The 24,626-nt window shown below is 64.4% G+C and carries 25 protein-coding genes, 1 tRNA gene and 1 pseudogene; 10 read left to right on the forward strand and 17 right to left on the reverse strand.

Annotated elements, in window-relative coordinates; all coding sequences use genetic code 11:
• Positions 1 to 7 precede the first annotated feature (7 nt).
• From WG924_RS03490 to WG924_RS03525, 8 genes are all read right to left on the reverse strand, one after another.
• Positions 8 to 838 carry an MBL fold metallo-hydrolase gene (locus WG924_RS03490; protein ID WP_345931618.1) on the reverse strand — a complete coding sequence of 277 codons (831 nt, stop codon included), beginning with the start codon at positions 836 to 838 and terminating at the stop codon, positions 8 to 10.
• A gap of 15 nt (positions 839 to 853) precedes the next feature.
• Positions 854 to 1,657 carry a TatD family hydrolase gene (locus tag WG924_RS03495; protein ID WP_345931619.1) on the reverse strand — a complete coding sequence of 268 codons (804 nt, stop codon included), beginning with the start codon at positions 1,655 to 1,657 and terminating at the stop codon, positions 854 to 856.
• A gap of 33 nt (positions 1,658 to 1,690) precedes the next feature.
• On the reverse strand, positions 1,691 to 3,247 hold the full coding sequence (metG, locus tag WG924_RS03500) for a methionine--tRNA ligase (RefSeq protein ID WP_345931620.1): 1,557 nt from the start codon (positions 3,245 to 3,247) through the stop codon (positions 1,691 to 1,693).
• 85 nt (positions 3,248 to 3,332) lie between these two features.
• Positions 3,333 to 4,481, reverse strand: a complete 1,149-nt coding sequence (locus tag WG924_RS03505; protein WP_345931621.1) for a DNA polymerase III subunit delta' — start codon at positions 4,479 to 4,481, stop codon at positions 3,333 to 3,335.
• The gene (gene tmk / locus WG924_RS03510) at positions 4,481 to 5,155 is read right to left on the reverse strand and encodes a dTMP kinase (RefSeq protein ID WP_345931622.1); all 675 of its coding nucleotides are present in this window, start codon (positions 5,153 to 5,155) and stop codon (positions 4,481 to 4,483) included. Before tmk ends, WG924_RS03505 begins: the two co-directional genes overlap by 1 nt.
• The gene (locus WG924_RS03515) at positions 5,152 to 6,411 is read right to left on the reverse strand and encodes a D-alanyl-D-alanine carboxypeptidase family protein (RefSeq protein ID WP_345931623.1); all 1,260 of its coding nucleotides are present in this window, start codon (positions 6,409 to 6,411) and stop codon (positions 5,152 to 5,154) included. Before WG924_RS03515 ends, tmk begins: the two co-directional genes overlap by 4 nt.
• 36 nt (positions 6,412 to 6,447) lie before the next feature.
• Positions 6,448 to 7,431: a septal ring lytic transglycosylase RlpA family protein gene (locus WG924_RS03520; protein ID WP_345931624.1), complete on the reverse strand. Its 984-nt coding sequence runs from the start codon at positions 7,429 to 7,431 to the stop codon at positions 6,448 to 6,450.
• Positions 7,432 to 7,472: 41 nt separating this feature from the next.
• Positions 7,473 to 8,621: a lytic murein transglycosylase gene (locus WG924_RS03525; protein ID WP_345931625.1), complete on the reverse strand. Its 1,149-nt coding sequence runs from the start codon at positions 8,619 to 8,621 to the stop codon at positions 7,473 to 7,475.
• Positions 8,622 to 9,425: 804 nt separating this feature from the next.
• Here WG924_RS03525 and WG924_RS03530 point away from each other — a divergent pair.
• A tRNA-Ser gene (locus tag WG924_RS03530) sits at positions 9,426 to 9,515 on the forward strand.
• A 606-nt stretch (positions 9,516 to 10,121) separates the two neighbouring features.
• Here the strand turns inward: WG924_RS03530 and WG924_RS03535 are convergent.
• The 4 genes and pseudogenes from WG924_RS03535 to WG924_RS03550 all read right to left on the reverse strand — a co-directional run bounded on the left by WG924_RS03535 (position 10,122) and on the right by WG924_RS03550 (position 14,243).
• Positions 10,122 to 10,427, reverse strand: coding sequence for a hypothetical protein (locus WG924_RS03535; protein ID WP_345931626.1), 306 nt, complete (start codon positions 10,425 to 10,427; stop codon positions 10,122 to 10,124).
• A gap of 557 nt (positions 10,428 to 10,984) precedes the next feature.
• The gene (locus tag WG924_RS03540; RefSeq protein WP_345931627.1) at positions 10,985 to 12,889 is read right to left on the reverse strand and encodes a P-loop NTPase fold protein; all 1,905 of its coding nucleotides are present in this window, start codon (positions 12,887 to 12,889) and stop codon (positions 10,985 to 10,987) included.
• A 175-nt stretch (positions 12,890 to 13,064) separates the two neighbouring features.
• Positions 13,065 to 13,164, reverse strand: a pseudogene (locus WG924_RS03545) (IS5/IS1182 family transposase); the annotation flags it as partial.
• Positions 13,165 to 13,292: 128 nt separating this feature from the next.
• Positions 13,293 to 14,243, reverse strand: coding sequence for an AraC family transcriptional regulator (locus WG924_RS03550; protein WP_345931628.1), 951 nt, complete (start codon positions 14,241 to 14,243; stop codon positions 13,293 to 13,295).
• 123 nt (positions 14,244 to 14,366) lie between these two features.
• Here WG924_RS03550 and WG924_RS03555 point away from each other — a divergent pair, with 123 nt between their 5' ends.
• Positions 14,367 to 15,320 carry a quinone oxidoreductase family protein gene (locus tag WG924_RS03555; RefSeq protein WP_345931629.1) on the forward strand — a complete coding sequence of 318 codons (954 nt, stop codon included), beginning with the start codon at positions 14,367 to 14,369 and terminating at the stop codon, positions 15,318 to 15,320.
• A 22-nt stretch (positions 15,321 to 15,342) separates the two neighbouring features.
• On the opposite strand, the gene WG924_RS03560 is transcribed toward WG924_RS03555, so the two are convergent.
• Complete coding sequence (locus WG924_RS03560; RefSeq protein ID WP_345931630.1) at positions 15,343 to 16,218, reverse strand: TetR/AcrR family transcriptional regulator; 876 nt, start codon at positions 16,216 to 16,218, stop codon at positions 15,343 to 15,345.
• On the opposite strand from WG924_RS03560, the gene WG924_RS03565 reads away from it, so the two are divergent.
• The 4 genes from WG924_RS03565 to WG924_RS03580 all read left to right on the forward strand — a co-directional run bounded on the left by WG924_RS03565 (position 16,126) and on the right by WG924_RS03580 (position 19,020).
• Positions 16,126 to 17,160 carry an aldo/keto reductase gene (locus tag WG924_RS03565; protein ID WP_345931631.1) on the forward strand — a complete coding sequence of 345 codons (1,035 nt, stop codon included), beginning with the start codon at positions 16,126 to 16,128 and terminating at the stop codon, positions 17,158 to 17,160. The two genes, WG924_RS03560 and WG924_RS03565, sit on opposite strands and share 93 nt — an antisense overlap.
• Positions 17,161 to 17,238: 78 nt before the next feature.
• Entirely contained in the window at positions 17,239 to 18,057 is an 819-nt protein-coding gene (locus tag WG924_RS03570; protein ID WP_345931632.1) for a LysR family transcriptional regulator, read from the forward strand.
• A 56-nt stretch (positions 18,058 to 18,113) separates the two neighbouring features.
• Positions 18,114 to 18,671 (forward strand): NAD(P)-dependent oxidoreductase, encoded by a 558-nt coding sequence (locus WG924_RS03575; RefSeq protein ID WP_345931633.1) that lies wholly within the window; start codon positions 18,114 to 18,116, stop codon positions 18,669 to 18,671.
• Positions 18,672 to 18,711: 40 nt separating this feature from the next.
• Positions 18,712 to 19,020: a DUF4387 domain-containing protein gene (locus WG924_RS03580; protein ID WP_345931634.1), complete on the forward strand. Its 309-nt coding sequence runs from the start codon at positions 18,712 to 18,714 to the stop codon at positions 19,018 to 19,020.
• Between the two features lie 62 nt (positions 19,021 to 19,082).
• Here WG924_RS03580 and WG924_RS03585 read toward each other — a convergent pair whose 3' ends face one another.
• Both WG924_RS03585 and WG924_RS03590 read right to left on the reverse strand, forming a co-directional pair.
• The gene (locus WG924_RS03585; protein WP_345931635.1) at positions 19,083 to 19,775 is read right to left on the reverse strand and encodes a DUF899 domain-containing protein; all 693 of its coding nucleotides are present in this window, start codon (positions 19,773 to 19,775) and stop codon (positions 19,083 to 19,085) included.
• An 8-nt stretch (positions 19,776 to 19,783) separates the two neighbouring features.
• Positions 19,784 to 19,981: a hypothetical protein gene (locus WG924_RS03590; protein ID WP_345931636.1), complete on the reverse strand. Its 198-nt coding sequence runs from the start codon at positions 19,979 to 19,981 to the stop codon at positions 19,784 to 19,786.
• Positions 19,982 to 20,200: 219 nt separating this feature from the next.
• Here WG924_RS03590 and WG924_RS03595 point away from each other — a divergent pair, with 219 nt between their 5' ends.
• Both WG924_RS03595 and WG924_RS03600 read left to right on the forward strand, forming a co-directional pair.
• Complete coding sequence (locus tag WG924_RS03595; protein WP_345931750.1) at positions 20,201 to 21,421, forward strand: helix-turn-helix domain-containing protein; 1,221 nt, start codon at positions 20,201 to 20,203, stop codon at positions 21,419 to 21,421.
• A gap of 9 nt (positions 21,422 to 21,430) precedes the next feature.
• On the forward strand, positions 21,431 to 22,081 hold the full coding sequence (locus tag WG924_RS03600) for an NHL repeat-containing protein (protein ID WP_345931637.1): 651 nt from the start codon (positions 21,431 to 21,433) through the stop codon (positions 22,079 to 22,081).
• Here WG924_RS03600 and WG924_RS03605 read toward each other — a convergent pair whose 3' ends face one another.
• Positions 22,082 to 22,531 (reverse strand): helix-turn-helix domain-containing protein, encoded by a 450-nt coding sequence (locus WG924_RS03605; RefSeq protein ID WP_345931638.1) that lies wholly within the window; start codon positions 22,529 to 22,531, stop codon positions 22,082 to 22,084.
• Positions 22,532 to 22,624: 93 nt separating this feature from the next.
• Here WG924_RS03605 and WG924_RS03610 point away from each other — a divergent pair, with 93 nt between their 5' ends.
• Complete coding sequence (locus WG924_RS03610) at positions 22,625 to 23,527, forward strand: class I SAM-dependent methyltransferase (protein ID WP_345931639.1); 903 nt, start codon at positions 22,625 to 22,627, stop codon at positions 23,525 to 23,527.
• A gap of 4 nt (positions 23,528 to 23,531) precedes the next feature.
• Here the strand turns inward: WG924_RS03610 and WG924_RS03615 are convergent, their stop codons facing one another.
• Complete coding sequence (locus WG924_RS03615) at positions 23,532 to 23,924, reverse strand: TfoX/Sxy family protein (protein WP_345931640.1); 393 nt, start codon at positions 23,922 to 23,924, stop codon at positions 23,532 to 23,534.
• Between the two features lie 396 nt (positions 23,925 to 24,320).
• Here WG924_RS03615 and WG924_RS03620 point away from each other — a divergent pair, with 396 nt between their 5' ends.
• Positions 24,321 to 24,605, forward strand: a complete 285-nt coding sequence (locus WG924_RS03620) for a hypothetical protein (RefSeq protein WP_345931641.1) — start codon at positions 24,321 to 24,323, stop codon at positions 24,603 to 24,605.
• The last annotated feature ends 21 nt before the right edge of the window (positions 24,606 to 24,626 follow it).

Below are 24,626 nucleotides of genomic sequence, written 5' to 3' on the forward strand. Positions count from 1 at the left end.
GGGGCGGTCAGGCCGCGCTGTGGGGCAGGTCCAGGCTGAGGCCGTCATGGCCGGGAACGACCCCGTCCGGCAGGCGCGCCGCCAGACCGGCATAGCCGATCTCGTGATTCATATGGGTCAGAACCGCCTGTTCGGGCCCGACCCGGCCGATCCATTCCAGGGTCTGGTCCAGCCAGGAATGGGTCATATGCGGCCGTTCCCGCAGACAATCGACGATCCACAACCGGGTACCGGCCAGCACGTCGAAGGCGGCATCGTCCAGTGCGTTGACATCGGTCGAGTAGGCGATGGGACCGAAGCGGAACCCCAGGCTGGTGATCCGGCCATGGGTCTGGGGGAAGGCCCGGACCGGGATGTCGCCGATGGTGAACATACCGTCCGGCGCGATCCGCATCGCCTGTGCGGTCGGCGGATACAGCGGATTGGGCCGGGCCGGGTTGGGGAACACATAGCGGAAGCCGTCATGCAGCCGGTCCATGGTGACGTCGTCGGCATAGATCGGCATCGGCCGGTCGGTGCGGAAGGCGAAGGGCCGCAGATCGTCGATGCCATGGATATGATCGGCATGGGCATGGGTGTAGAGCACGCCGTCCAGCCGGTCGACCCGCTCGCTCAACATCTGGGCGCGGAAATCGGGGCCGGTATCGACCACGATGCGGGTCGTGGCGGTCTCCACCATGATCGAGGCTCGCCGCCGCGTGTCGCGCGGGTCGGTCGACAGGCAGACCGGGCAGCCGCAGCCGATCACCGGCACGCCGGTGGATGTGCCACAGCCCAGCACCACCACCCGGATGCGGCCCGGATCGGGCGGCGTGCGCGGGTGCGGATGGGCGGGCATCGGCGACAGCATCGTTCAGCCCGCCGCCGCAGACAGGGCCGGTCGTACGGCCTTCGAGAACAGCCGGTAGAAATTGTCGGTGGTCGCGATGGCCAGATCCCCGGCCGATACGCCCTTCAAATCTGCCAGGAATGCCGCGGTATAGGCAACAAAGGCCGGTTCGTTGCGTTTGCCGCGCTTCGGGACCGGCGCCAGATAGGGCGCATCGGTTTCCACCAGAAGCTTGTCCAGCGGCACGCGCTTCACGGTCTGGCGCAGCTCCTCGGCATTGCGGAAGGTGATGATGCCCGAAATCGAGATCGACAGCCCCATCGCCAGTGCCGCATCGGCCAGCCGGTCGGTGCCGGTGAAGCAGTGGATCAGGCCGGGAAAGACCCCCTGCCCCATCTGGCGTTCCAGCACCGCGATGGTGTCGTCATCGGCATCGCGGGTGTGGATGATCACCGGCAGACCGGTGGCGCGCGACGCGGCGCAATGGGCCTCGAAGGTGCGGATCTGGTCCTCGCGCGGGCTCTTGCCGTAATAGTAATCGAGCCCGGTCTCGCCGATGCCGATGACCTTGGGATCATCGGCCGCCAGCCCGATCAGGGTTTCGGCCGCGACCGGGCCTTCAGGGCCGGCCTCATGGGGATGAATACCGACCGAGCACCAGACATCGTCATGAGCGGCGGCAACCGCCCGCACGCGCTGATAAGTCGACAGCCGGGTGGAGATGGTCTGGAAGGCCCGCACACCCTGGGCGCGGGCGGCATCCAGAATGGTGTCCAGCTCGCCGTCGAAATCGGCGAAGTCCAGATGGCAGTGACTGTCGACCAGCATGATATCCGTCGCGGTTCCTGTTTGCAGGATGGCTCAGCCGGCGCCGGGCGCCGGTGCCGAGGTGTCGATACGGGGGAAGATGGGCTGCGGCTGGGCGATGTCACGGCCCGGCAGCAACGCATGGGCGGTGCCGACGGCCTTGAAATCCCGGTCATCGGCGGCGACGCCCAGGAAATCCAGCACACGTGCCGCCGATGTCGGCAGGAAGGGCTGCACCACCAGCGCCAGATGGCGGATGGTCTCCATCAGGATGTACAGCACCCGCGCCATGGCATCGGGATCGGTCTTGCGCAGGGTCCAGGGGGCTTCCCGGTCGATATAGCGGTTGGCGGCACCGACAGTGGCCCAGATTTCTTCCAGCGCCTTGTGATAGCTCTGCGCCACGATCAGCGGCCGCACCCGTTCGACCAGCCCGTGGGCATCGGCGATCAGCGGTTCCTGAGCCAGAAGCGAGGCGTCGACACCCGGCGAGGGCACCTTGCCGCCGCAATTCTTCTGCACCATCGACAGCACGCGCTGCACCAGATTGCCGAAATCATTGGCGAGGTCGTTGTTGATCCGGCCGATCATCGCCTGGCGCGAGAAATCGCCGTCATTGCCGAACGGCACTTCGCGCATCAGGAAATACCGGGTCTGATCAAGGCCATAGGTCGAGACCAGATCATGCGGATCGACGGTGTTTCCGATGCTCTTCGACATCTTCTCGCCCTCGATCGTCCACCAGCCATGGGCGAAGACCCGGCGCGGCGGCGTCAGGCCGGCGGCCATCAGGAAGGCCGGCCAATAGACCGCGTGGAAGCGCACGATGTCCTTGCCGACGGTATGATGCACGGTTGGCCAGAACGCCTTGAACCGGTCGTCGGTGGTGTCGGGATAGCCGAGCGCGGTGAGGTAGTTGGTCAGCGCATCGATCCAGACATACATCACATGCGCCGGATCGCCCGGCACCGGCACGCCCCACGAAAACGTCGTGCGCGATACCGACAGGTCATGCAGACCGCCACGGATGAAGCTCAGCACCTCGTTGCGGCGGCTGGCGGGCTGGATGGCCTCCGGATTGCGTTCGTAATGCGCCAGCAGACGATCGGCCCAGGCCGACAGGCGGAAGAAATAGCTGGGCTCCTCCACCCATTCCACCTCGGCGCCGGTCGGGGCCTTGCCGCCGACCAGCTCGCTTTCCTGATAGAACGCCTCGTCGCGCACCGAATACCAGCCGGCATAGGAGCCCAGATAGATCTCCCCCTTGTCGACCAGCGTCTTCCACAGGGCCTGACAAGCGTCGCGATGGCGCGGCTCGGTGGTGCGGATGAAATCGTCATTGCTGATGTTCAGCAGCTTGGTCAGTTCGCGGAACCGCTCCGACACGTCATCGGTGAACGCTTGCGGGGCGATGCCCTTCAATTCGGCCGATTTGGCGACTTTCTGGCCGTGCTCGTCGGTGCCGGTCAGAAACATCACCCGCTTGCCGTCGAGCCGCATGAACCGGGCTATCACGTCGCATGAAATCGTCGTATAGGCATGCCCGATATGGGGCTTGTCGTTGACGTAATAGATCGGCGTGGTGATGTAAAACGCGTCGGCCGCGGACATCGGCTGGCTCTCCAGATCCCGGACAGGGGCATGCCGGCCGCTCGCGGGACAGCGGGGCCGGGTCAGGTCGTGATGCGAGGCGTCGTCAACCGCCCGCCGCCGCGAACTCGGCAACGACGGTGATCAGCACCTGCTTGCGATCGAGATTGGCGGAGAGCGCCTGGCGAAGCCGCGCGCTCAACCTATCCCACAGCTCGATCCATTGTTCAAGGGGACGCGCCGCGGCCAGCCGCGCCGCAAGCCGGGCCTCACCGGTGATGACCTCGGCCGCGATCCGGCCATGACGGGCATGGGCGCGCAGCCAGCGTGCCATCCACCAACCCCAGGCTTCGACCAGCCCTTCATAGGCCTCCAGCGCGTCGGGCCGGCCGACCAGTTCGCCAAGGGCGATCAGGGCCCGCCAGTCGGGCTCGCGGCGATCGGTGTTCAGGCAGGCGATCAGGGCGGTCAGCAAAGCGGGCCCATCGCCCTCGGCCAGGGTCAGTGCCCGGCCGGGGGCACCACCGGCCATGGCACGGGCGATCAGACGTCGGGCTTCGGGCACATCTGCGGCCCGTGCCGCCAGGAAATGGTCGATGGCGACGTCATCCAGCGGTGTCAGCGCCAGACGCCGGGCGCGCGAGCGGATGGTCGGCAGCAGTCGCCCCGGCGCATGCGCAACCATCAGGATCAGCGCCCGTGACGGCGGTTCCTCCAGCAGTTTCAGCACCGCGTTGGCGGCATTGCGGTTCATCTCATCGGCGGCATCGATGATCGCCACCCGCCAGCCGCCGGCGGCCGATGTCTGGCCCAGAAACGGCCTCAGCGCCCGCGCCTCGCCCACCGTGATCTCGGCCCGCGGCCGGCCGCGATCGTCAATGCCGCGTTCCAGCACCAGCAGATCGGGATGACTGCCGGCCGCCAGCCGGCGCGCGGCCGGATGCGTGGCCGCGATATCCAGCGTCGCCGCCGGCCCGCCGTCATTGCGGCCGGCAGCACCGAACAGGCCCGGCCCGGCCTCGGCCGCCGCGGCATCACCGCTGACGGCCAGCACGAACCGGGCGACACGATAAGCGAGTGTCGCCTTGCCCAGGCCCTTGGGGCCGGTGATCATCCAGGCATGGGGCAGCCGGCCGCCATTCCAGGCATCCAGGAATGCCTGTTCCGCCGCCTGGTGGCCCACCAGCACGGCGGCGGTCCGGGGATGCCCGGCAAGGTCGCCGGCGGCCTGCATGCCGCCATCATCGCGCTTCATCAGCCCCGATCCGCCGCCGGCAGAAGCCGCGCGGTCACCAGATCACTGATCCGGGCCTCGACCACATCGGCCGTGTCCCCGGCATCGACCACGGCGCAGCGGCCGGGCTCGGTGGCGGCGATGTCGAGGAATGCCGCGCGCAAGCACTGGTGAAAGGCCAGCCCCATCCGCTCGAACCGGTCCTCGCCCGCCCCCGGCGATGCCGGGGCGGATGTCTCGATCCGCCGCCCGGCACGATCCAGGCCGATGGCCGGGTCGATATCCAGAATGATGGTCAGATCGGGCATCAGCCCGTCCAGAACCCAGACCTCCAGCGTCGAGATGATGGCGGTGTCCAGCCCGCGGGCCGCCCCCTGATAGGCGCGGGTGCTGTCGATGAAGCGGTCCGACACCACCCACCGGCCCGCATCCAGCGCCGGGCGGATGGTCTCGACCAGATGATTGCGCCGCGCCGCCGCCAGCAGCAGGGTTTCGGACAACACGTCCCAGCGCGCCGTGTCGCCCTGGGTCAACAGCGGCCGGATCGCCTCGGCTCCCGGTGCGCCGCCGGGCTCGCGGGTCTCGACGACATCGAGCCCCCGTTCCCGCAGCGCCCGGGCCAGGCGGCGCAACTGGGTCGATTTTCCCCCGCCCTCGCCGCCTTCCAGGGTGATGAACCGGCCGCGCTGGGTCACGGCTGCTTCTGCGGCTCGCCGCCCTCGGCCACACCCGATACGAAATGCGAGATGGCAGCCAGGATGCGGCCGATCGGTCCGGCTTCGGTCACCGTCTGCCCGGCAACCAGCGGCACCGCCAGGGGCTCGATGCCGGGCGCGTCGACCACCAGTTTCGCGATTTCCTGGCCTTCGGCGATCGGCGCGGGTACCGGGCCGTCATACACCACCTTGGCGGTCAGGCTGTTGCGGTCGGCAACCGGAATCGTGACCACCAGATCCCGCGCCGGCACCAGCGGCACCGTGCCGGTATCGCCCAACCAGACCTCGGCGGTCTCGACCACCTCGCCGGCTGAAAACAGCTTGCGGTTCTCGAATTCGCGCATGCCCCACGACAGCAGACGTTCGCCCTCATTCGAGCGCTCGTTCACGCCGCTGAGCCCGTTGACCACCATGATCAGCCGCCGGTCACCCTGCTTCATCGAGGCGGTCAGGCCATAGCCGCCGGCCTCGGTATGGCCGGTCTTCATGCCGTCGACGCCGATATCCTTGTACAGCAGCGGGTTGCGGTTGCCCTGCTTGATGCCGCCATAGGTGTATTCGGTCTGCGAGTAATACTTATAGTATTCGGGAAACTCGTCGATGATGTGGCGGGCCAGGGTCGCCAGATCACGCGCGGTCATATAGTGCTCAGGATCAGGCCAGCCCGAGGCATTGGTGAAATGGCTGCCGGTCATGCCAAGCTCGCGGGCGGTGTCGTTCATGACCCGCGCGAAGGCGTCCTCGCTGCCGGCCAGCGCCTCGGCCACCACCACGCAGGCATCATTGCCCGACTGCACGATGATGCCCTGGATCAGATCCTCGACCTTCACCCGGCTGTTCAGCTCGACGAACATCTTCGAGCCCCCCATCCGCCAGGCCTTCTCGCTGACCGGGAACTCGTCGGAAATCGATACCCGGCCCGATTTAAGACGATCGAACAGGACATAGGCGGTCATCAGCTTGCTCATCGACGACGGCGCCATGCGTTCGTCGGCATTCTTGGCGTAAAGGACACTGCCCGTCAGGTCATCGACCAGGATCGCCTGTTTGCCGGCGCTCTCGAAGGTCGGTGCGGCCGCAAGCGCGGTGCCGGACGCCACGAGCACGGCACCCGGGGCCAGCACGGCCGCCATCAGGGCGACAGCGACGCCCCGGGGCGCGATGCCGCTTCGGATGTCGCGGCGACGGCCGAAGGCGGCCATGCCACTGCGCAAGCTCTGTGCGATCACCGTCATACTCTTTCGATTGCTCGTCATGTTCATGCGACGCCGTCAGTCGACCACCAGCGATCCACGACCATACCCGTCGCGGCTGAGTTTCGCGACCACCTGTTCCGCTTCACGCGTGGCGCCGAACGGGCCGATGCGCACGCGATAGAACCGCTGCCCATCGACATCGGCCGTGGCGATGACCGTGCGGCCATAGTCCAGCAGGCGGTTTTCCAGCGCCCGCGCGTTCTCGGCTTCGCGGAAAGCACCGACCTGAATATAGGTCCGCGCCGACCCGGGCGTGGTGCGGGTGCCGGATGGCGGCTCGATCGGCGTGGCATACACCTGGCCTGTGGGCACCGCCTCGACCTGTTCGTCGACGATGCTGGCGGTGGCGACGACCGGGCCGCGTGGCGACGAGGCCGGCGGCTGGGCGGTCGCCTCGGCGCCAAGCGATGCCAGCATCACGCCGTCGGCTTCCGGCAGATAGTCCAGCCCGACCTGATCGGTGACATTCTCGACCCGCACCCGCGCCGTGCCCTTCTGGATCACGCCAAGAAGCTGCGCCGAGCGTTTGGACAGATCCAGAATACGGTCGCCGACGAACGGCCCGCGGTCGTTGACCCGAACCATCAGCACCCGGCCGTTCTCAAGATTGGTCACCCGCAGGATCGAGGGCAACGGCAGCGTCTTGTGGGCGGCCGACAAGGCGTTCTGGTCATAGACCTCGCCATTGGCGGTGTATTTGCCATGGAAGGTCGGGCCATACCAGGATGCCAGCCCCTCTTCGGTATAATCCGGGTCGACGGAGGGATAATACCAGTTGCCCATCACCTGATAGGGCTTGCCGATCTTCTGGTTCGGCAGGCCCGGCGACGATGTCGCCTGCGAGGCACCGGCGCCACCGGCCGTCGGTGCCGAGGTGATCGGACCGCTCGTCGGGCGCCCGGCACAGGCGCCCAGCATCAGCGTCGCGGCGGCGATGCCGGTCAGCATCAGTCTGCGGCGGTTGGCGCGGATGACGCTGCCGTCGACGGATGGAGCCATGGACGTGTCGTCTCCTTGACGATAAGCAGGCGCTGCGGATGTTACCGGCCGGCAATGCGGTCGGCAAGCGTGCCCACCGCGGTTGCGAAATACTGCGAGCGGTTCCAGCGCAGAATGACCTCGTAATTGTCGGTGGCCAGGAAGGCCGGGCCATTCTGCTTGCCGGGCAGCACGATGCGTGCGGAAACATTGGCCGGTGCCGGCAGCGGCGCGCCATCCTTGCCGGTCACGCCCGCGGCCGCCCATTGCGCGACCGTGCGGGTCTCGCCTTTCAGGCCGATGCGGCTGCGGTCGAAACCGGCCGGCAGATCGACCGGGCCGCCCCAGCCGAAGCCACGTTCCCAGCCCCGGCTTGCCAGATAATTGGCCGCCGAGGCGAACACGTCCTTGCGGGTGCCCCAGATATCCTTGCGGCCGTCGCCGTCGCCATCGATGGCATAGGATACGAAGCTCGACGGCATGAACTGGCTCTGGCCCATGGCGCCGGCCCAGGAGCCGCGCATCTGATCGGGTGAGATATGGCCTTCGTCGAGAATCTTCAGCGCGTGCATCAGCTCGCCGCGGAAGAACTTGGCGCGGCGCCCTTCATAGGCCAGCGTCGCCAGCGATGCGATCACCGGATAATTGCCGGTCACGCGGCCGAAATCGGTCTCGACCCCCCACAGCGCCACCACCACCTCGGCCGGCACCCCGAAGCGCGCCTCGACATCGGCCAGATCCGACTGGAACTCGGCCATCATCCGACGGCCCTGGTCGACGCGCCGCTGCGGCACCACCCGGGTCATGTACTGCTCGAAGGTGATGGTCGATTCCGGCTGCGACCGGTCGAGTTCGATCACCCGCGGGATCGGCTTCACGTCGCGGAAGGCCGCATCCAGAATGCCCTGCGAGATGCCCTTGCCGCGGGCTTCGGCTTTCACGCCCTGCACCCAGGCATCGAAGGCGGGATCGTCGGGGCTGACGCTGCGCGCATGGGCCAGCGACACCGGCACCGGAGCGGCGGGCGCCGCCGGTGCCGGCACCGGCGCCACCTGCGGCTGCACCGATGCGACGGCGGTTTCGGCGACCGGCGCGCTGGCGCAGGCGGCAAGCAGGGCGGCGAGGCCGCCGGCTGCCACAAGACGGGCAGCAGCCTGCGGACGACGGGCCTTGCGGGCGCGGGCGGCGGGAAGGCCGATCTGGCGGGTCATGCCGTTCTCCGGAATGTCAGGGGCGATCGGCCGGGTCGGGCCGGTCGGGGTCACGCATCGGCACCCCATATGGATGCCCGTTGCATCCGGTTGTGCCACAGGCGTCGACGGCGCGGCAAGTCCAGCCGCCGTCACATATCGCGGGAACAGGACATAGACTGCCGGATCTCGACCCCTGAAAAAAAATCGGCCACCCGCTTGACCCGGATCGGGATCGACGCCAATCCAAATAACAGGACGCATGATGGCGCTCAGGGCCGGGCCGATGAGATTGCCCCGCCTGATGCCGAAAGCCTTCATGCAACAAGGCGCGGGTGCGCGGACAGGCGGCCGGAGCGATCCTCCGCCAGCCTGACAGAGGGCCACCCGCATGAACGGTCGGAGTTGTCAGCGGCACACGCGCGTGCGGCTGCGGCCCGAACAGCGGCGACGGCGCCCCCCGCCTGAGGGACGCGTCGGACGTGCGGCCAGGGCGCCCAGCCCGGCCCCATACCCGACGTGCCATGATCCCGACGGGAACGCGACTGTCCGCGATGTCGGCCCGCCACCCGCAAGACCCGTCGCCGATGCGATGCGGTCACCTCGATGAGCAGGCGCGCGGCTCGCCCCGTCCGACTGTCGGGCCCGGCGGCGCCGGTGCGGGGGACATTCCCGTCCACCCCGCCCGTCGCTGCCGGCGCCCCCTCCTCCGCCCGGCCCCACCCGGCCGCCTCAGCCCCACACCGCCCCAGATTTCCACGCAAGACCACGCCACCATCTTGCCCGCCCGTGCGCCATCTGCTACCCATGGCCCATTCCTTCGAAGGATGGGTGGCCGAGCGGTTTAAGGCACCGGTCTTGAAAACCGGCGTGGGGTTAAACCCACCGTGGGTTCGAATCCCACCCCATCCGCCAGACATTGCCGATTTACCTCTATGACCCGATATTGCCGCCGATCATCGCACACCACCATGCGGTGTAGCGAACCGTCGATTCCACGCTATTGTCCGATACTTCCATGTCCAAGCTGGCAGCGCGACAGCTTCCGACCCAGGTTGCGACGTTCCGACGTAGTGCCTGGAATGTCGGCTTCATCGCCGATACTGCCCGTAAGTAGAGGCGAGCACATTGCATGCAATGCGTTCGCCCAAACCTGCCGGGCTCTGACTTCGCTTGGGCGATTTAGGCCATGAGGACGACTTGGCCGTTCGGAGCGATGGTCAATTGGACGTTGGCTACGTGCGTGCCTTTGACGAAACTCGCATCGGCTTCGTAGAGTGAGAACGTGCAGGCTTGTTGTCCGACGTTTGGTTCCGCAACGTAATTCCCAGCCTTGAGCGGGTGGCCCGCCGGGGCCCCACTCGTAAGAAAAAGCTGGAAGCTTTGGGCCAGGACGAGATTGATCGAAGAAACTGCAGCCACGTGAGATCTCCAAGTAAGCATTGATTTGCATGATGCCTAGCTATCATCCAATTGCGCAGTTAGGATAAAAATTTATTGAAAACAATGTTCTATGTTGCTTTACGATCTTTCTTCGTAGCGAATTTCGATTGCATCTGCATGGGTGCTGGTTGTCTTCACCGGCAGAAACTGCGCGATCTTGTCTAAGAAGCGTGCAGGGTCGTTAAGGCGGAACTGACCCGAGATATGGCCGGGAAGGCACCTTCGCCTACGCTCCGAAGCGATTGCCTCCGGCACATCCGGCACGGTTCGATGGTTTTGCCGGATGCTCTCCCGTTCAACGGCGCCAGGGAATTTGCTAATGTCCGCTTCGGCGTAATTCGATCCCAGGAGTTGCCGTTCCGGTTTCCACAACAGATCAGGCATGGCTGATCGCCAGCACGGTTAGCTCGGGAACGACAGGTACGGGCGGATCCTGCCATTCAGCAAGGGTATCCTGAATGCCCGCAATGTCCCAGTTCCCGTCGTTTGATCGATCAGTCGAGCAGGTCGGAGGAACCGGCAGATCGAAAGAGCGACTGCATGTCGGAATCGGCGGACAAAACGGAAATACCCTGCCAAACGCCCGAAATAGTCGCCGTTGGCCACCCAAATGCCGCCAAAACCCACCGACAACCGCACAACACCAAGTATCTTCATAATCATCAAAGGGTTATGACGATTTCATAGTTCTCATCTTCATCGGGCGCTGCCCGCCATTGGGTGCCTATGTCCACCTTTGGAGCGATATTGTCGCCGACCACCGCATCCGTCACAAGGCTGCATAAGAAGCTGCCGATTTTACGCTACAACCCGATATACCTAATTTAAAACAGCTTACCACTCCCGAACGGTAGCAATGAGACGCGGACAGTTCATCGAAAATGGAAATTCGAATCGAGACATGTGAAGATGACCTCGCGGTAAGAGAAGACCCATGTCGATTATTTCTTTGATTCGCCTTTATTTTCAGGCGGAATGATCTTGTTGTGAGGTTCCTTGTCTTGTTCGTAATAGAGGATCATATCTTTCAGGTGCTTTGATGCCATCGTTCGATAAGGTTCTTCCCATTGATTGAGTTTTTCCAAGACGGCAATATAAACACCGCGAGCCCATTTGATCTCCTGAAGAAGCGGATCCCCATCTTTCGTCCTATAATATCGAAAAGCCAGAAGTTTCGCTCCAGCATTTAAAGCCGGATTGTCCCGAGCCATCAGTGTGGCGAGCCTATCTACCGGAATATTTACTAAGGCAGGTTTCGTGGACAGTTCATAATCGGTGGTGTGCGTAAGATTGAACAAAGCTTCTAGATTACCAGCCTCTGCGTCAGTTAGGATGGCATTTGCTCTTTCTTCGAGGTGTGCGGTTGCAATTTCCTGCGACTTGGTACAAATATATCGGTAAATTTCTCGAAACTCTACCGTGTTACTTGAACTGAAGCCCAAGCCACCATGGTGATCGGGAGGAAAATGAAGTGGATCACATTTAACCTCTTCTAACTGATTCTTATCGGCAAGTTCATCTATGTAGCGTTTGAAGAACGTTGTCACGTCCTCATTCTCTGTGAGAGTGTGGTCGCCAATTGCCCATTGCCGGATCGCTAGTCCTGCGGCATGCAGAATTGGACCAAGCTCAGTATAAACACGTCCAGAAAGTTCATCTCTGAGATCGGATAGCGCCTGTTTTGTCTGCAATAAGGGTCTTTCGTGACTGTACCATAGCTTCCGCCAAGAGGGTTCCTTGTGTTCTTTCCCAAACCCAAACTGAGATTTGATCCACAAGTTAACTTCGGCGTCATCGAGCACACCGCTATCTTCAAAGCCTTTAACAAATTTATAATCTAAAGGTGGAGCATCAACAGAAAGTAATGGAAATGTTTCAGAAAAGTCCTTTGCTTTCTCCGTCTTTGAATCTAAAAAAGAATCTTTGCTTTGATTGCCGATTGATTTAATTTTAAGGTTTCTTAAAAGTCCGGGAATTTCCTCTAGCGCTTCTGTATCAAGTAGTCCTGATCTCATCCACAAGGTTGTCGCAACCACGAAGTCCATCACCCACACGGTATGCCGCTTCGGTATTTCGCTATCGGCGATGAGGCAATCCACAAATGCAATGGCGTTGTGCATCGCCCAACTAAGGTTTCTGAGATTTTGAACTCTTGAAGCCATAGAAATTTTAAGAAGATTATCGAGGTTGTTTTTAATGAGCGCCTTCGATGCGCCGTCTGGTAAAATTTCGATCGAATTACAGATCACGCTCTTGAAATCAGCATCGATAGAGGCTCTTCTTCCAACTATTTTTTCATTCTGTTCTTTCCAAATTTCGCCACTGACTAGTTCTTTTAATTTTCGCTCATCCGTCACCAAAATCACGCGACGCCCATGATCTGCGATAAGAGAGTTCACAAGGCCCATCACCTCACCAAATGCTTGCTTCTCCACACGCTCTAGATCGTCAAACACAAAGACAAAATCATTCAGGCGTTTAATTGCCTTTTTCCCTAGCTTATCTACTATGCCTTTAGTCGCATCTTTGACTCGAAAGAATTCTCCTATGCCGAGAGCGATCGTACCCGCGATGCTGCCTGCAACTGCTTCGCCAGGGCAAGCAGTCTTGTATATCCGCAATTCCACATCGCTAGCGGAGTTAGCTCCGAAAAGGCTGACAAAAAGAAATGGGACGTGGTGCCGGACCTCCGCCTTCATCCGCCGTATGCGGCTTGGTTCATAAATATTCCGCAAGAAATAAGTTTTACCGCTCCCCCAACACCCCTCAATCAATATTGCGTGAGGAACAGACAAACTATTTGCATCAAGGTATGCATCAAGAACTCTGATTGCGTTTTCGTTCATTGTGACCTCTGCCTCGCTTGATAAGAAACTGTCTAGGGTTTGCATACTGAAAACCTATCACAACAAAAACTGACTTCTCATGTCAGCGTGTGGGTCGGTCAATATAGCGCTTTTACCCCTTCAACGCCCTCATCCCAATCGAGCGAACGGCGTGGGCGGGCTGGATCTCCGCTCATGGCGAATCTGCCCAGAATCGCCAGAAAATGCCGTTCAGCACTCGCCGATCATAGACGGGCAACTCCCGGTAGCTTATTTGGCAGCAGCGGCGAAATGATTGACCGTTCATAGTCGGTGAGTTCAACTGCAGCGACGTGACATCAAGTCTCTCTCGGAAAGCCTTGAACCATGACAAGTTCTATATGCTAAGCAGGTTTACGAGTTTACCGCATAACCCAGCCGTCAGTCACCTGCGCGCTCGCCCCTCTGGCACAGGATGCTCAACGCCCGCCACATCTCTGGCATATCGCCTGGGCGAGCATCCCATGGTTCGCCTGAACGCCGTGTTGAAGGCGTGCTCTGACGTGTAGCCGAAGGATTGGGCGACCTCTGCGATGGTGGTGCGGCTATGGGTCAGTGTCTCGCCGGCAAGCGTCATGCGCCAGCGTGTGAGATAGGCGATCGGCGGCTCCCCCACCCGGTCCCGGAATCTCTGGGCGAAGGCCGACCGCGACATGCCGACATGTCGCGCCAGCTCGTCCACCGTCCAGGTGACAGCCGGATCGCGGTGCATGGCAGCGATGGCCGAACTCATCTGCGGGTCGGCCAATGCCGCGAGCCATCCCGTTTCGCCATGGGCGCGATCGGACAGATAAAGCCGGAGCGCCTGCACCAGCATCATATGCGATAGCTGTTGCGCGATCAGAGACGATCCCGGCCGTGCCTCGCGGAACTCCTCCATCATCAGCTCGATCGACCATCTGAGCCTCGCCTGATCGCCCGATGCCTTCACTTGAATGAGAGGCGGGAGCGTTCGCAGCAGGACGGCGGCGTGGCGCCCGCTCACCTCGAACCGGCTGCCGACCAGATAGACGTCGCCGCCGCCATTATAGGTGATGACCGCTCCGCTCCGGGTCGGGTCGAGCACCTCGCTGGCGCGCCGTGGCTCGACATGCGGATCGCTGCCGATCCTGACCTCACGCCCGCTCGGAAGAACGAAGCAATCGCCGGCATCGAGCCGGACCGGAGCGACATCGTCGCCCAACGACAGCCAGCACCCGCCCTTGACCACGGCATAGCATTTGATGCGCCCGGCAAGGTCGTCCAGCGTCAGCGCCCATCTCCCCCCGGCATCAAAGCCTGCCGTGATGTAGCTGCGCGGCTTGAGCAGGGCGAGAACGTCGGAGAGCGGATCCATAACACCCCTGGATGATCGCGAACAAATAGTGGCGTACCAAGTATAGATCGTGCAAGGTTCTCCGTCTATCTAAGGTCATGCGTTGCCGTTGCGGCTGCGCGGAATGATCAGCGGAGGACGATGATGAAAGCAGCCGTTGTAACCACCTTTGACGCAGCGCCGGAATTTGCCACGGTCGACGAGCCGGTGGCCGGCGCGGGCGAAATGGTCGTGACTGTCGGTGCGGCGCCGCTCAGCCCGATCGTCCGGGCGCTGGCGGCGGGACAGCATTATGCAAGCGCCGGAAAGACCGGCTTCGTGGCCGGCGTGGACGGCGTCGGAACCGACCCGGACGGCCGCCGTGTGTATTTCCTGTTCCCCAAGGCGCCCTTCGGGTCGATGGCCGAGAAAACGCTGGTATCGAGCGGCATGCTCGTTCCCGTACCGGACGCGCTTGGCGATGATGAAGCCGCGGCGATCGCCACCGGCGGCCTTGCGTCATGGGTGGCGCTGACGAGGCGAGCGGGATTGCGGGCCCGAGAAACCGTGCTCGTCACCGGCGCCAACGGCGCCGCCGGCCGAATGGCCTTGCAGATCGCGCGCTATCTGGGCGCCGGCAAGACCATCGCCGTCGCCCGCACACCTGCCAGGCTCGACGGTCTCGGTGCCGATGTCGGGATCGCGATGGACGACAATGCCGACGAGGCCCTGCGCGCCCAATTCGACATCGGGGTCGACATCGTCCTGGACTTCGTATGGGGAGATGTTGCCGGCCGCCTTCTGAAGGCCGCAGCCGGCAGGCGCGGTTCACCCGCAGGCGAGCCCCGGCTTCGCTATGTCCAGTTGGGAACGCTGGCGGGCGATGAGATCCCGCTTCGAGGCGACATGCTGCGCAGTTCGGGGCTGGAACTGTCGGGGAGCGGTATCGGCAGCGTTGCCGTCAAGGATCTGCTGGCCGGCGCTGGTGAATTGCTGATGGCCGCCCCCGCGGCCGGCTTTGCCCCGCCGTTTCAGAGCCTGCCGCTCAACAAGGTGGCGGAGGCCTGGAACGGGGATCCACGGGTCCGATACATCATGCGGCCCAATCCGCCGGTTTGAGCACGGCACATGGATGCTCCGTTCAGCCAGATCCGGGGTCGGTCGGCCCGCCTGCACGAAAGCGCAGACCGTCGACAAGCAGGGCCACCATACGGCGCGCCTCCTCGACCTCGCCATTGCTCGCAGGTGCCGCCAGCCGCATGGCCGCCAAGAGCAATTCGCGCGCATCCACGCCGGCGCGGATCTCTCCGGCCGCCGCTGCGGCATCGAGCAGTCCGCGCAGCGCAGGGGCGAGCTGGCCCAGAACATAATTCGGAAGCGACTGGTAAGCCGCATCGCCTGAATGAAGCGCCGGCCCCAGGCCACGCTTGGTGGCCGCGAGATCCACAAGACGCTGAGCCCATGCCCCGAGCGCCTCGCCCGGCGGCTGCGTGCGGCCCAGCGTCACGGCGGCCTGCACGCAGGCGTCGACCTCGCGCTTGATGATCGCCCTGATCAGGTCCGAGCGCTGTGGAAAGTGCCGGTACAGGGTGCCGACGCCGACCCCTGCCTCGTCCGCGATCCGCCGCATCGGGGCATCCACGCCCAGCGTGTCGAAGACGGTCATCGCCGCCCGAAGAAGAGCATCGACGTTCCGGCGCGCGTCGGCCCGCATCGGGCGGCTGTGCTCGTCGTCTGCCTCGGAACGATCGGTATCCTTCACCACGACAGGGAGTCCTTCCTTGCGATACACCTGGCCCTTGATAAACGTGGCCCTTGATAAACGGAACATGGTTCCATATAAATGGATGGCTGTTCCGTTTATATAGCGCGTCTGCCGGATGTCCGCCAGACCACCAAAGACCAGACCGCCAGGGAGACGACCATGAAATATCGCCCGCTCGGCCGAACCGGCATCCAGGTCAGCCCCTATTGCCTGGGTGCCATGATGTTCGGGACCATGGCCAATGCCGATCATGACGACTGCATCCGTATGATCCACAAGGCGCTCGACTTCGGCATAAACTTTATCGACACCGCCGATGCCTACAGCCGCGGCGACTCGGAGGTGATCGTCGGCAAGGCGCTGAAAGGACGGCGGGACGACGTCGTGCTCGCCACCAAGGCATTCCTTCCGATGGGCGACGATCCCAACCGGCGTGGCAGCTCGCGGCGCTGGCTGACGCGGGCGATCGAAGACCAGTTGCAGCGCCTTCAGACCGACTATATCGACCTCTACCAGGTTCACCGGCCGGCGCCCGACACCGATATCGAGGAGACGCTGTCGGTTCTGACCGACCTGATGCGCGAGGGCAAGGTTCGCGCGATCGGCGCATCGACCTTTCCCGCCTCCGATATCGTTGAGGCGCAATGGGTTGCCGAGCGTCGCGGCCTCGCCCGGTTCCGCACCGAACAGCCGCCCTACTCCATCCTGAACCGGTCGATCGAGCGGGAGGTGCTGCCCACCTGCCAGCGCTATGGCATGGGCGTGATGGCATGGAGCCCGCTGGCGAAGGGCATGCTGACCGGCAAATACCGCAAGGGCGCGCCGCAGCCGGACTCGTTGCGGGCGAGATACATGCCGAAGGCCATGTCCCACGAGGCCAGCCTCGACGTGGTCGAGCAGCTTCTGCCGCTGGCGGAAAGCGCCGGCATGTCGCTGATGCACATGGCGCTTGCCTTCGTGGTGACGCATCCCGCGCTCACCTGTGCGATCATCGGTCCGCGCACCATGGAGCAGCTCGACGGGCTGCTCGCCGGCTCGGAAGTGGTGCTGAGTGACGAGATTCTCGACCGGATCGACGACATCGTGCCGCCGGGTGTCGATGTGGCGCCGCTGGAGGGTGCCGCCTATGTGCCGCGCGCGATCGCGCAGACATCACTGCGCCGTCTGCCGACTGCAGAGCGGGCCGTCGCCTGATGTGACGGCACAGCCCGAGCCCCGCCGCGACGGACGACAGGTGACGCGGCGGGAGCCGAGTGACACGGCGAAAGCCTTGTGGACGCGGCGGGAAAACCGGCGCATTGCGGTATACCGGCCTCTGAGACATCCTCGCCAAGGCAGTTCGACCGCCTTCGGCCGATGTTTGCCTCTCAGGAGGGCACCGTGAATTCGACATGGATGGAAGATGTCCTGGTTCTGCTGGAAAGCGGAAACTTCTCGCGCGCGGCGGAACGCAGATCCGTGGGACAGCCCAGCTTCAGCCGCCGGATCATGGCGCTGGAGGACTGGTTGGGCGCAACGCTCATCGACCGCAGCACCCATACGGTCAAGCCGACCCCGGCCGGCGAACGTTTCAAGGACATCGCCGAGGATCTTCTTCGACGCCTGCATCTGGCGCAGGTCGAGCTGCAGCAGATGCAGGCCATCCAGACCGTCAAGCTCCGCTTCGCCGCGACGCATGCGCTGGCCCTGACCTTCTTTCCGTCCTGGCTGCGAAAGCTGGAGACGGTCAATCCGCCGACCGTCGAACTTGTCGCCGACCATATGGCCGCCTGTGAAAGCCTGATGATCAAGGCCGAGGTCCAGTTTCTTCTGTGCCACCATCATGAACTTGCCCATACCCGGTTCGATCAGGCCTTCATTTCGGCCCATGTCGGACAGGATTCCCTGCTCCCGGTCGCCGCCCCGCAGCTACTGGCCAGCATGGATGCGGCGGATATTCCGCGCATCGAGTTCACGGCCGAGTCCGGGATGGGCCGCATCCTGTCGGCGGTGCGCGCCAGTCGCCGGTTGCCGAGGCCTTCTGGCGCGGCGTCAAGGACAAGGAAGGCCAGCGCCCCTCGCCGGCATAAACCACGCGGCCCCGCCACCTGAATTCAGCCATGGTTTGATGCGTTGACGGCTGTCACAGCTGTGTCGGACTCTGGTCCGTGCCGGACGGCGCCGCATGGCGCCATTGCATCAAGCGCCTCCGGCTCAGCCCCGTATATGTCCGACAGATCAACGAACAGGCCGGCTCCGGTGACATCGACGCTTCCTCCACATCGACCGAAAGTCTTGTTCTCGCAACGCTTTCCCGACGACGGCATGATCTCGTTCTTCAAGCGGAACAGCGCGATGCCATGCGCGCGGGTCGCTGGGCGATCCTGACCGGGACCGACCTCTATGGGAAGACGGTCGGTCTTGTCGGCTTCGGGGCGATCGCACGGAAGGTGGCACCTCGCCTCATGGGCTTCGATGCGCATATTCTGGTCCACACCCGTACACCAGAAGCGGCCGCCGGCGCGCCCTCCGGTGTCGAAATCGTCGATCTGCCGACGCTGCTCTCAGGGTCCGACTATGTCAGTCTGCATGTACCGGCCACGGCCGCGACGACAGACATGATGGCTTCCCGTTCTCGCCCGCCGAGATCGAGCGTGGGCAGGTGTATGACTTCAGGCTCAACCACGTCGTCGACGTGGATCATCCCATGGAACTCGTGCGCTTGAACTGGGTCGATCTCGGCCAGCCTCAGGATGGGGACGTGGCATGATCCGCCTGGCCGACGTCACCAGATATGTCCGTTCCAAGAATGCCGGGCCGTTCTGGGTCACGATCGACATCTTGTTCAAGGACGAGGCCCACTATCGGCGCTACAAGGACGCCCCGGCGATCTCGGCCGAGAAGATCGCCGAATATTATGAGGCCGATCCCGCCGCATTGAAGGTCTTCCAGATCGACACCCTCGGCGCGATCAAGATCTCGCTGCCCCGCAAGCAGCCGCAGGGCGGTGTGCTGGAGCGCGACATGCATAGCGGCCAGCAATATGTCAGGCTGCTCGGCATCCAGGTGGAATGACCGGACTGGCCACAGCCCGAGACGCGCCCGGCCCCGGCATACCGGAGCCGGGCGCGTTCGCATCAATAGCTGTCATGCAGCTTCACCCAGCTCATCGTGCCGTCGGTTTCGTTGCGCCCCTTTGGCGCGAGATCCAGCCAGTTGAAGGCACCCATCAGCAGTTCGGTGCCGCGGTGATAGGTTGAATAGCTGTGAAAGATGGCGCCGCTGTCGTCCTTCACGAAGATGCTGGCGCCGAACATGTCGGGGCTGTTGCGGATGACCGTGCCGTAATTATAGATGGCCCGGCCCTCGGCGCGCTCTTCAGGGGTGAAGGAGACGGCGAAATCGTGGTTGAAATCGCTGTCCGCGGCCGACACCCAGGGAAAGCGCCAGCCCATGCGCCGGCGGGCCGCCTCGATCTGGTCGATCGGAGCGCGGGAGACGGCGGCGAAGGCGAGGTCGGCCCGCTCGAAATGCTGACGGGCGGCATCGACATGGTCGGCGGTAAACGCACAGCCCGCGCAGATATGGTCCGAGCCCGGGGTCAGCATGAAGTGATAGATGGCGAGCTGGCTCCGGTCGTCGAACAGGTCGGCCAACGTGCGGCGGCCATCGGGACCGTCGAAGACATAGGGCTTGTCGATCCGGACCCAGGGCAGTTGCCGGCGTTCGGCACGCAAGGCATCGAGCGCATGGGTCATCTCCCGCTCCCTGGCGAGAAGCGCCTTGCGCGCGGCGAGCCAGTCTTCCCGGGACACTATGGGATGGTGCATGATCATGATCAGTCTCCGTCAATGGGGCGTGTGGGAACGGTGCATGCGGGCCGGTCGGTGCGGGGGGTCGCCAGCGCCAGCCAGGGCGGGATGTGGAACAGGCACATCAGCAGATACATCCAGGCCATGCCGCCGATGGCGAGCGGCCCCGCGTTCTGAGCGCAGATCGGGTTGTTGTCCGCGCCGGCAGCAGTCAGCCATGCCATCAGTGCGAAGGTCGGCGCGGCCGCAAGCCGCAGCCATCCGGCGCCTCCGACCGACAGTCCCGCCCGCCCTCGCCTTTTCCAGTCTGGTGGAGCATCTGACGTCATGTGTGGAGCGCCTTGCCGATGGGTGGTTGCCGTCTGGATGGGCCTTGCAGACCCGAACCCAGTCCTAACGCCCCCGGCGCCATGGCCGGGAGTGACAAGCGTGACGGGATTTCGATGGACCGGCTGATCGCGCTTGCGGCGCGCGCGCTGTCGGCCGGCGACGTGCTGACCGCGCTGAAGCTGGTGGCGCTGCGTACCGACCCGCCGGCGCTGGCACTGCGCGGGATCGTGATGGCCCGGCTGGGCGATCTGCCGCGAGCACGCGCCCTGCTCCGCGATGCGGCCCGCGCCTTCGGCACGGATGATGCCGTGGCGCTTGCCCGGTGCCGCCTCGCTCTGGCGGAAATCGCGCTGGTGGCGCGCGATCCGGGGCGCCCCGTGCAGGCGCTGGGCGCCGTGCGCGCGACATTGGCGGCCCATGGCGACCATGCGAACGCGGCTCATGCCGGCTATCTCCAGGCCCGATACCGTCTGCTGACCGGGCATCTGGACGCGGCCGGGCAAGCGCTCGACGCGGTGGATGTCGCAGCCCTGCCGCCGGCCTCGCTGGCCGGCTACCGTCTGGTCGAGGCGGGCATCGCGATGCGGCGCATTCGCGCGGCGCCGGCCAGAGCGGCACTGATCCTGGCGGCGGAGGCCGCGCGCGCGGCGGGCATTCCCGCCCTGATCGCCGAAGTGGACCGGGCAAAGCAGTTGTTCGACGCCCCTGCCGCCTGCGCGGTCGGAAGCCGGGGTCAACAATGGCTGCGGCTCGATGCGGTCGAGGCATTGCTGGCCTCGGACGCACTGATTGTCGATACCGGCCGGCATCTGGTGCGGGCCGGAACGATACGGCTGTCTCTTGCCGGCCGCCCGGTGCTGCTGGCGCTGGCCCGCGCGCTGGCGGAAGGCTGGCCGGGCGCTGTTCCCCGCGAAACCCTGATCGCCCGCGCTTTCGGGGGGCGTGAGGCCGATGAGACCCATCGCGCGCGGCTGCGTGTGGAGATCGGCCGGCTTCGGGCGCTGATCAGGCCGCTCGCCCGGCTGCGGGCCACGACGCGCGGTTTCGTGCTGATGCCATCTGCGGCCGGTACCGTCACCGTGCTTGTGCCGCCGGTCGACGGTGCCCATGGCGACGTGCTGGCCCTGCTCAGCGATGGCGAGGCCTGGTCGACCTCGGCACTGGCCGGCGCGCTTGGGGTCAGCCCGCGCACCGTGCAACGCGCGCTCGAAGTTCTGGCGCGGCTGGGCAAGGTGGAACGCTGCGGGCGCGGGCGCGCCTGCCGCTGGATGGCGCCGACGGTTCCGGGTTTCCCGACAAGCTTGTTACTCCCGGCCGAAGGGCCGAACGGCTAGACTGACGCCATGAAACGCATTGCAGCCGATATCCTCCGGGACTATGGCCCCTTTCCCGGTGTCGACGGCGTCCATGGGGTCAGTTTCGATGGCAGTCGGGTCTGGTTCGCCTCCGGCGACCGCCTGAACACGCTCGATCCCGACAGCGGCGCTGTCCGGTCCATGATCGACATTGCGGCACAGGCCGGAACCGCCTTCGACGGCCGGCATATCTTCCAGATCGCCGATGGCGTCATCCGCAAGATCGATCCCGCGACCGGCGCGGTGCTGGCCACGATCGATGCGCCGGGCGGCGGCGATGATTCCGGTCTCGCCTGGGCCGATGGCATGCTGTGGGTCGGTCAGTATCGGGGCCGCCGTATTCATCAGGTCGATCCCGAAACCGGCGCGGTGCTGCGAACCATCGACAGCGACCGCTTCGTCACCGGTGTAAGCTGGGTCGACGGCCAGTTGTGGCACGGCACCTGGGCGGATGATCAGAGCGATATCCGGCAGATCGCCCCCGAAACCGGTGCGGTACTGCAATGCCTGGAGATGCCGCCGGGTGTCGGGGTTTCAGGGCTGGAGTCGGATGGCGGCGACCGGTTCTTCTGCGGCGGTGGCCCCGGCGGCACGCTTCGCGCCGTGCGCCGGCCGCGTGACACCATGACCGAATCATGATCATCGTCTGCGTGGGCGGGCTGCCCCCTGCCCCATCGGCCCGTCCGGCGCCCTGATGGCACCTGATGCCGCCGCCGCCATGATCCGGCGGAAGCTGGGGCATTCCATATGGCTGGGTGCCGGGCATGCGGCAGCGTGGCGCAGGCCGTCGCGCATCGCTTCAAGCCTGCGGATCGTCTGGTCCAGCGCGTCGGCCCTGGATGTCAGCATCTGCCGATCGATCTGCGCCCGGCCATCGGGCGCGAACATCTGCGCGATCTCGTCGAGCGAAAAGCCGGCGGCCCGGCCGAGCGCGATCAGCGCCAGCCGGTCGATCACGCCCGGATCGAACAACCGGCGCAACCCCCGGCGCCCGGTCGAGGCGATCAGGCCCTTTTCCTCGTAATAGCGCAGCGTCGATGCCGGCACGCCTACGCGCTGCGCCACCTCGGCAATATCCAGGTCTTTCATATCTTGACCTCAATCCGACTTGAAGTGGCAGAGTGCGATGAGAGGGCCGTCTAGGCAAGCCTGCCCTGATGGCGACCAGGATGGAGACCGGTCATGGACGACGATATCGCCCGCGATGCCAATGACATCCGGCACAATGATCAGGCAGCCCGCTGGAACGGTGCCGCCGGACAGGCCTGGGTGGACGCCCGGCCCATGCTCGACCAACTGTTCGAGCCGCTTCAGGATCTGCTGATCAGGACGATACCTGCCGGCGCCGGTGACGGCGGCAGATACAGCGTGCTCGATGTCGGCTGCGGCACCGGCGGCACGACACGCGCGGCGGCCCGCCGGATCGGCGCCACCCGGCCCGACGATTCCGGCTGCACCGGTGTCGACGTTTCGGCGCCGATGATCGAGGCCGCGCGACGCCATGCGGAACAGGCCGGGCTACCGGTGCGGTTCGTTCTGGCCGATGCCCAGACCCATGATCTCGGCACCGGCCGCTTCGATCTGATCATGTCGCGCTTCGGCGTGATGTTCTTCGCCGATCCGGTGGCGGCGTTCCGCAATGTGAGAGGTGCGGCGCGCCAGGGCGGGCAGTTGCGGTTCATCGCCTGGCGGTCCGCCGCCGACAATCCGTTCATGACCACGGCCGAGACCGCCGCGGCGCCGCTGCTGCCGGACCTGCCATCCCGCCATACCGCTCTCCCCGGTCAAGCCAATCTTCCCGGCCAGTTCGCCTTTGCCGACCCAGACCGGGTGCGGCGCATCTTGAGCGACAGTGGCTGGGCCGCTGTCGGGCTGGAGGCGATCGATGTGGTCTGTTCCATGCCGGCATCCGCGCTGACCGGCTATATCTCCCGGCTTGGCCCCGTCGGGCTGGCGCTCAGCGGGGCCGATGACGCCACCCGGACGCGCATCGTAAAGGCGATCCGCCCCGCCTTCGATCCATTCGTGAGCGGCGACATGGTGCGGTTCACCGCCGCATGCTGGCTGGCAACCGCCGTGGCATGAGAGATCACGAAGGGCTGGTGCCCCGGCGCCGTGGGCGGGATTGGCGCTGTGGTTTGGCCGCCGCCGCCCGCGTCGCGGCCTGGAAGGCGCGCGCGGCCCAGTCGCACAGCATCTCCGGATCGTCCATGATCTCGTCGGGCGCCTGATAATAGGCCCGGACGATCACCTGCCGTGAAGGACCGTCATAGCTGAACGGGCCGGCGCCCAGCGCTTCGAAGGCGGCGCGCCCTTCGGCATCCGTGCGCAGATAGAGCGTGCCATCGATGACGAAGGCGAACTGACGCCCCGCCAGCGTCAGCCCTGCGCCGCTGAAAAAGCGCGTCACCCCCACCTCGCCCAGCGGCGCCAGCATGTCTGCCAGGTCCTGGGCATGCCGGCGTTCGGTTTCCATGCTCATGGTGTCCTCGCCGCTTATGTGGTCCATGCCACCGTACAGGCGGCACGGGGTGCAGTTTGGCGTATATGGGGGCGTGACGCCACGCCCCGGCGGCATGTCCGTCACCTCATGGCTGGCATGATGTCGTGATGGTTCATGCTGGTTGGGCACAGACGGATGGTCGTCTCGTTTAGTGTCAAAAATACACTCTTCATGTCAAAGGCCGATAATGTTGCCGCTTGTCGCAACACCGGCCCGTGACAGCAGGCCCGTGACGACGCACGGGTTGGTGGCCGGCTTGCGTCTTCATCAGGTCATCTCCGGGTCCGGCCTTCCTCTCGGACGGTGGCGCGACCAGATCCTTCAGACCATCGATGTCCCAACCATCGGGGCAAACACGCCCGGAGATGAAGAACAGTGGATAGCAGCAACAACCGCGACCGGATCGCAAAGAAGCTTCAGGATGTCGGGGCCATGCTTGAAATGCAGGCGGCAAAGCTGCATGGCGACGGCAATGACGGCGGCGCCATGTCGGATGACTATCGTGACCTGAACCAGTCTTATCGCAATCTCAAGCGCCGTGTCGATGCGGGCGAAAACAGCCTCGACGAGCTTGACCGCTCGGTCAACCAGCTTGAAGAAGACGTCACCGCCTGGATGGCCGATGTCGAAACCACCCCGCCGAGCAGCCCCGCGACCTGACGCCGCGCGCCACGGATCCCG

It is taken from the genome of Tistrella arctica (assembly GCF_039630945.1).
GTDB classification, from domain to species: Bacteria; Pseudomonadota; Alphaproteobacteria; order Tistrellales; family Tistrellaceae; genus Tistrella; species Tistrella bauzanensis.

Bases quoted from the DNA above. Each gene is read 5' to 3' on its own strand.
- WG924_RS03550 (WP_345931628.1), bottom strand. From the start codon at position 14,243: ATGGATCCGCTCTCCGACGTTCTCGCCCTGCTCAAGCCGCGCAGCTAC.
- WG924_RS03515 (WP_345931623.1), bottom strand. From the start codon at position 6,411: ATGACGGTGATCGCACAGAGCTTGCGCAGTGGCATGGCCGCCTTCGGC.
- WG924_RS03560 (WP_345931630.1), bottom strand. From the start codon at position 16,218: ATGATCGGCATTGGCCATGGTCCCGAACATCATGGCACCCAGGCAATA.
- WG924_RS03520 (WP_345931624.1), bottom strand. From the start codon at position 7,431: ATGGCTCCATCCGTCGACGGCAGCGTCATCCGCGCCAACCGCCGCAGA.
- WG924_RS03490 (WP_345931618.1), bottom strand. From the start codon at position 838: ATGCCCGCCCATCCGCACCCGCGCACGCCGCCCGATCCGGGCCGCATC.
- metG (WP_345931620.1), bottom strand. From the start codon at position 3,247: ATGTCCGCGGCCGACGCGTTTTACATCACCACGCCGATCTATTACGTC.
- WG924_RS03555 (WP_345931629.1), top strand. From the start codon at position 14,367: ATGAAAGCAGCCGTTGTAACCACCTTTGACGCAGCGCCGGAATTTGCC.
- WG924_RS03565 (WP_345931631.1), top strand. From the start codon at position 16,126: ATGAAATATCGCCCGCTCGGCCGAACCGGCATCCAGGTCAGCCCCTAT.
- WG924_RS03595 (WP_345931750.1), top strand. From the start codon at position 20,201: ATGGACCGGCTGATCGCGCTTGCGGCGCGCGCGCTGTCGGCCGGCGAC.
- WG924_RS03605 (WP_345931638.1), bottom strand. From the start codon at position 22,531: ATGAAAGACCTGGATATTGCCGAGGTGGCGCAGCGCGTAGGCGTGCCG.
- WG924_RS03600 (WP_345931637.1), top strand. From the start codon at position 21,431: ATGAAACGCATTGCAGCCGATATCCTCCGGGACTATGGCCCCTTTCCC.
- WG924_RS03525 (WP_345931625.1), bottom strand. From the start codon at position 8,621: ATGACCCGCCAGATCGGCCTTCCCGCCGCCCGCGCCCGCAAGGCCCGT.
- WG924_RS03535 (WP_345931626.1), bottom strand. From the start codon at position 10,427: ATGCCTGATCTGTTGTGGAAACCGGAACGGCAACTCCTGGGATCGAAT.
- WG924_RS03615 (WP_345931640.1), bottom strand. From the start codon at position 23,924: ATGAGCATGGAAACCGAACGCCGGCATGCCCAGGACCTGGCAGACATG.
- WG924_RS03505 (WP_345931621.1), bottom strand. From the start codon at position 4,481: ATGAAGCGCGATGATGGCGGCATGCAGGCCGCCGGCGACCTTGCCGGG.
- WG924_RS03590 (WP_345931636.1), bottom strand. From the start codon at position 19,981: ATGGCATGGCTGACTGCTGCCGGCGCGGACAACAACCCGATCTGCGCT.
- WG924_RS03495 (WP_345931619.1), bottom strand. From the start codon at position 1,657: ATGCTGGTCGACAGTCACTGCCATCTGGACTTCGCCGATTTCGACGGC.
- WG924_RS03580 (WP_345931634.1), top strand. From the start codon at position 18,712: ATGATCCGCCTGGCCGACGTCACCAGATATGTCCGTTCCAAGAATGCC.
- WG924_RS03610 (WP_345931639.1), top strand. From the start codon at position 22,625: ATGGACGACGATATCGCCCGCGATGCCAATGACATCCGGCACAATGAT.
- WG924_RS03585 (WP_345931635.1), bottom strand. From the start codon at position 19,775: ATGCACCATCCCATAGTGTCCCGGGAAGACTGGCTCGCCGCGCGCAAG.
- WG924_RS03540 (WP_345931627.1), bottom strand. From the start codon at position 12,889: ATGAACGAAAACGCAATCAGAGTTCTTGATGCATACCTTGATGCAAAT.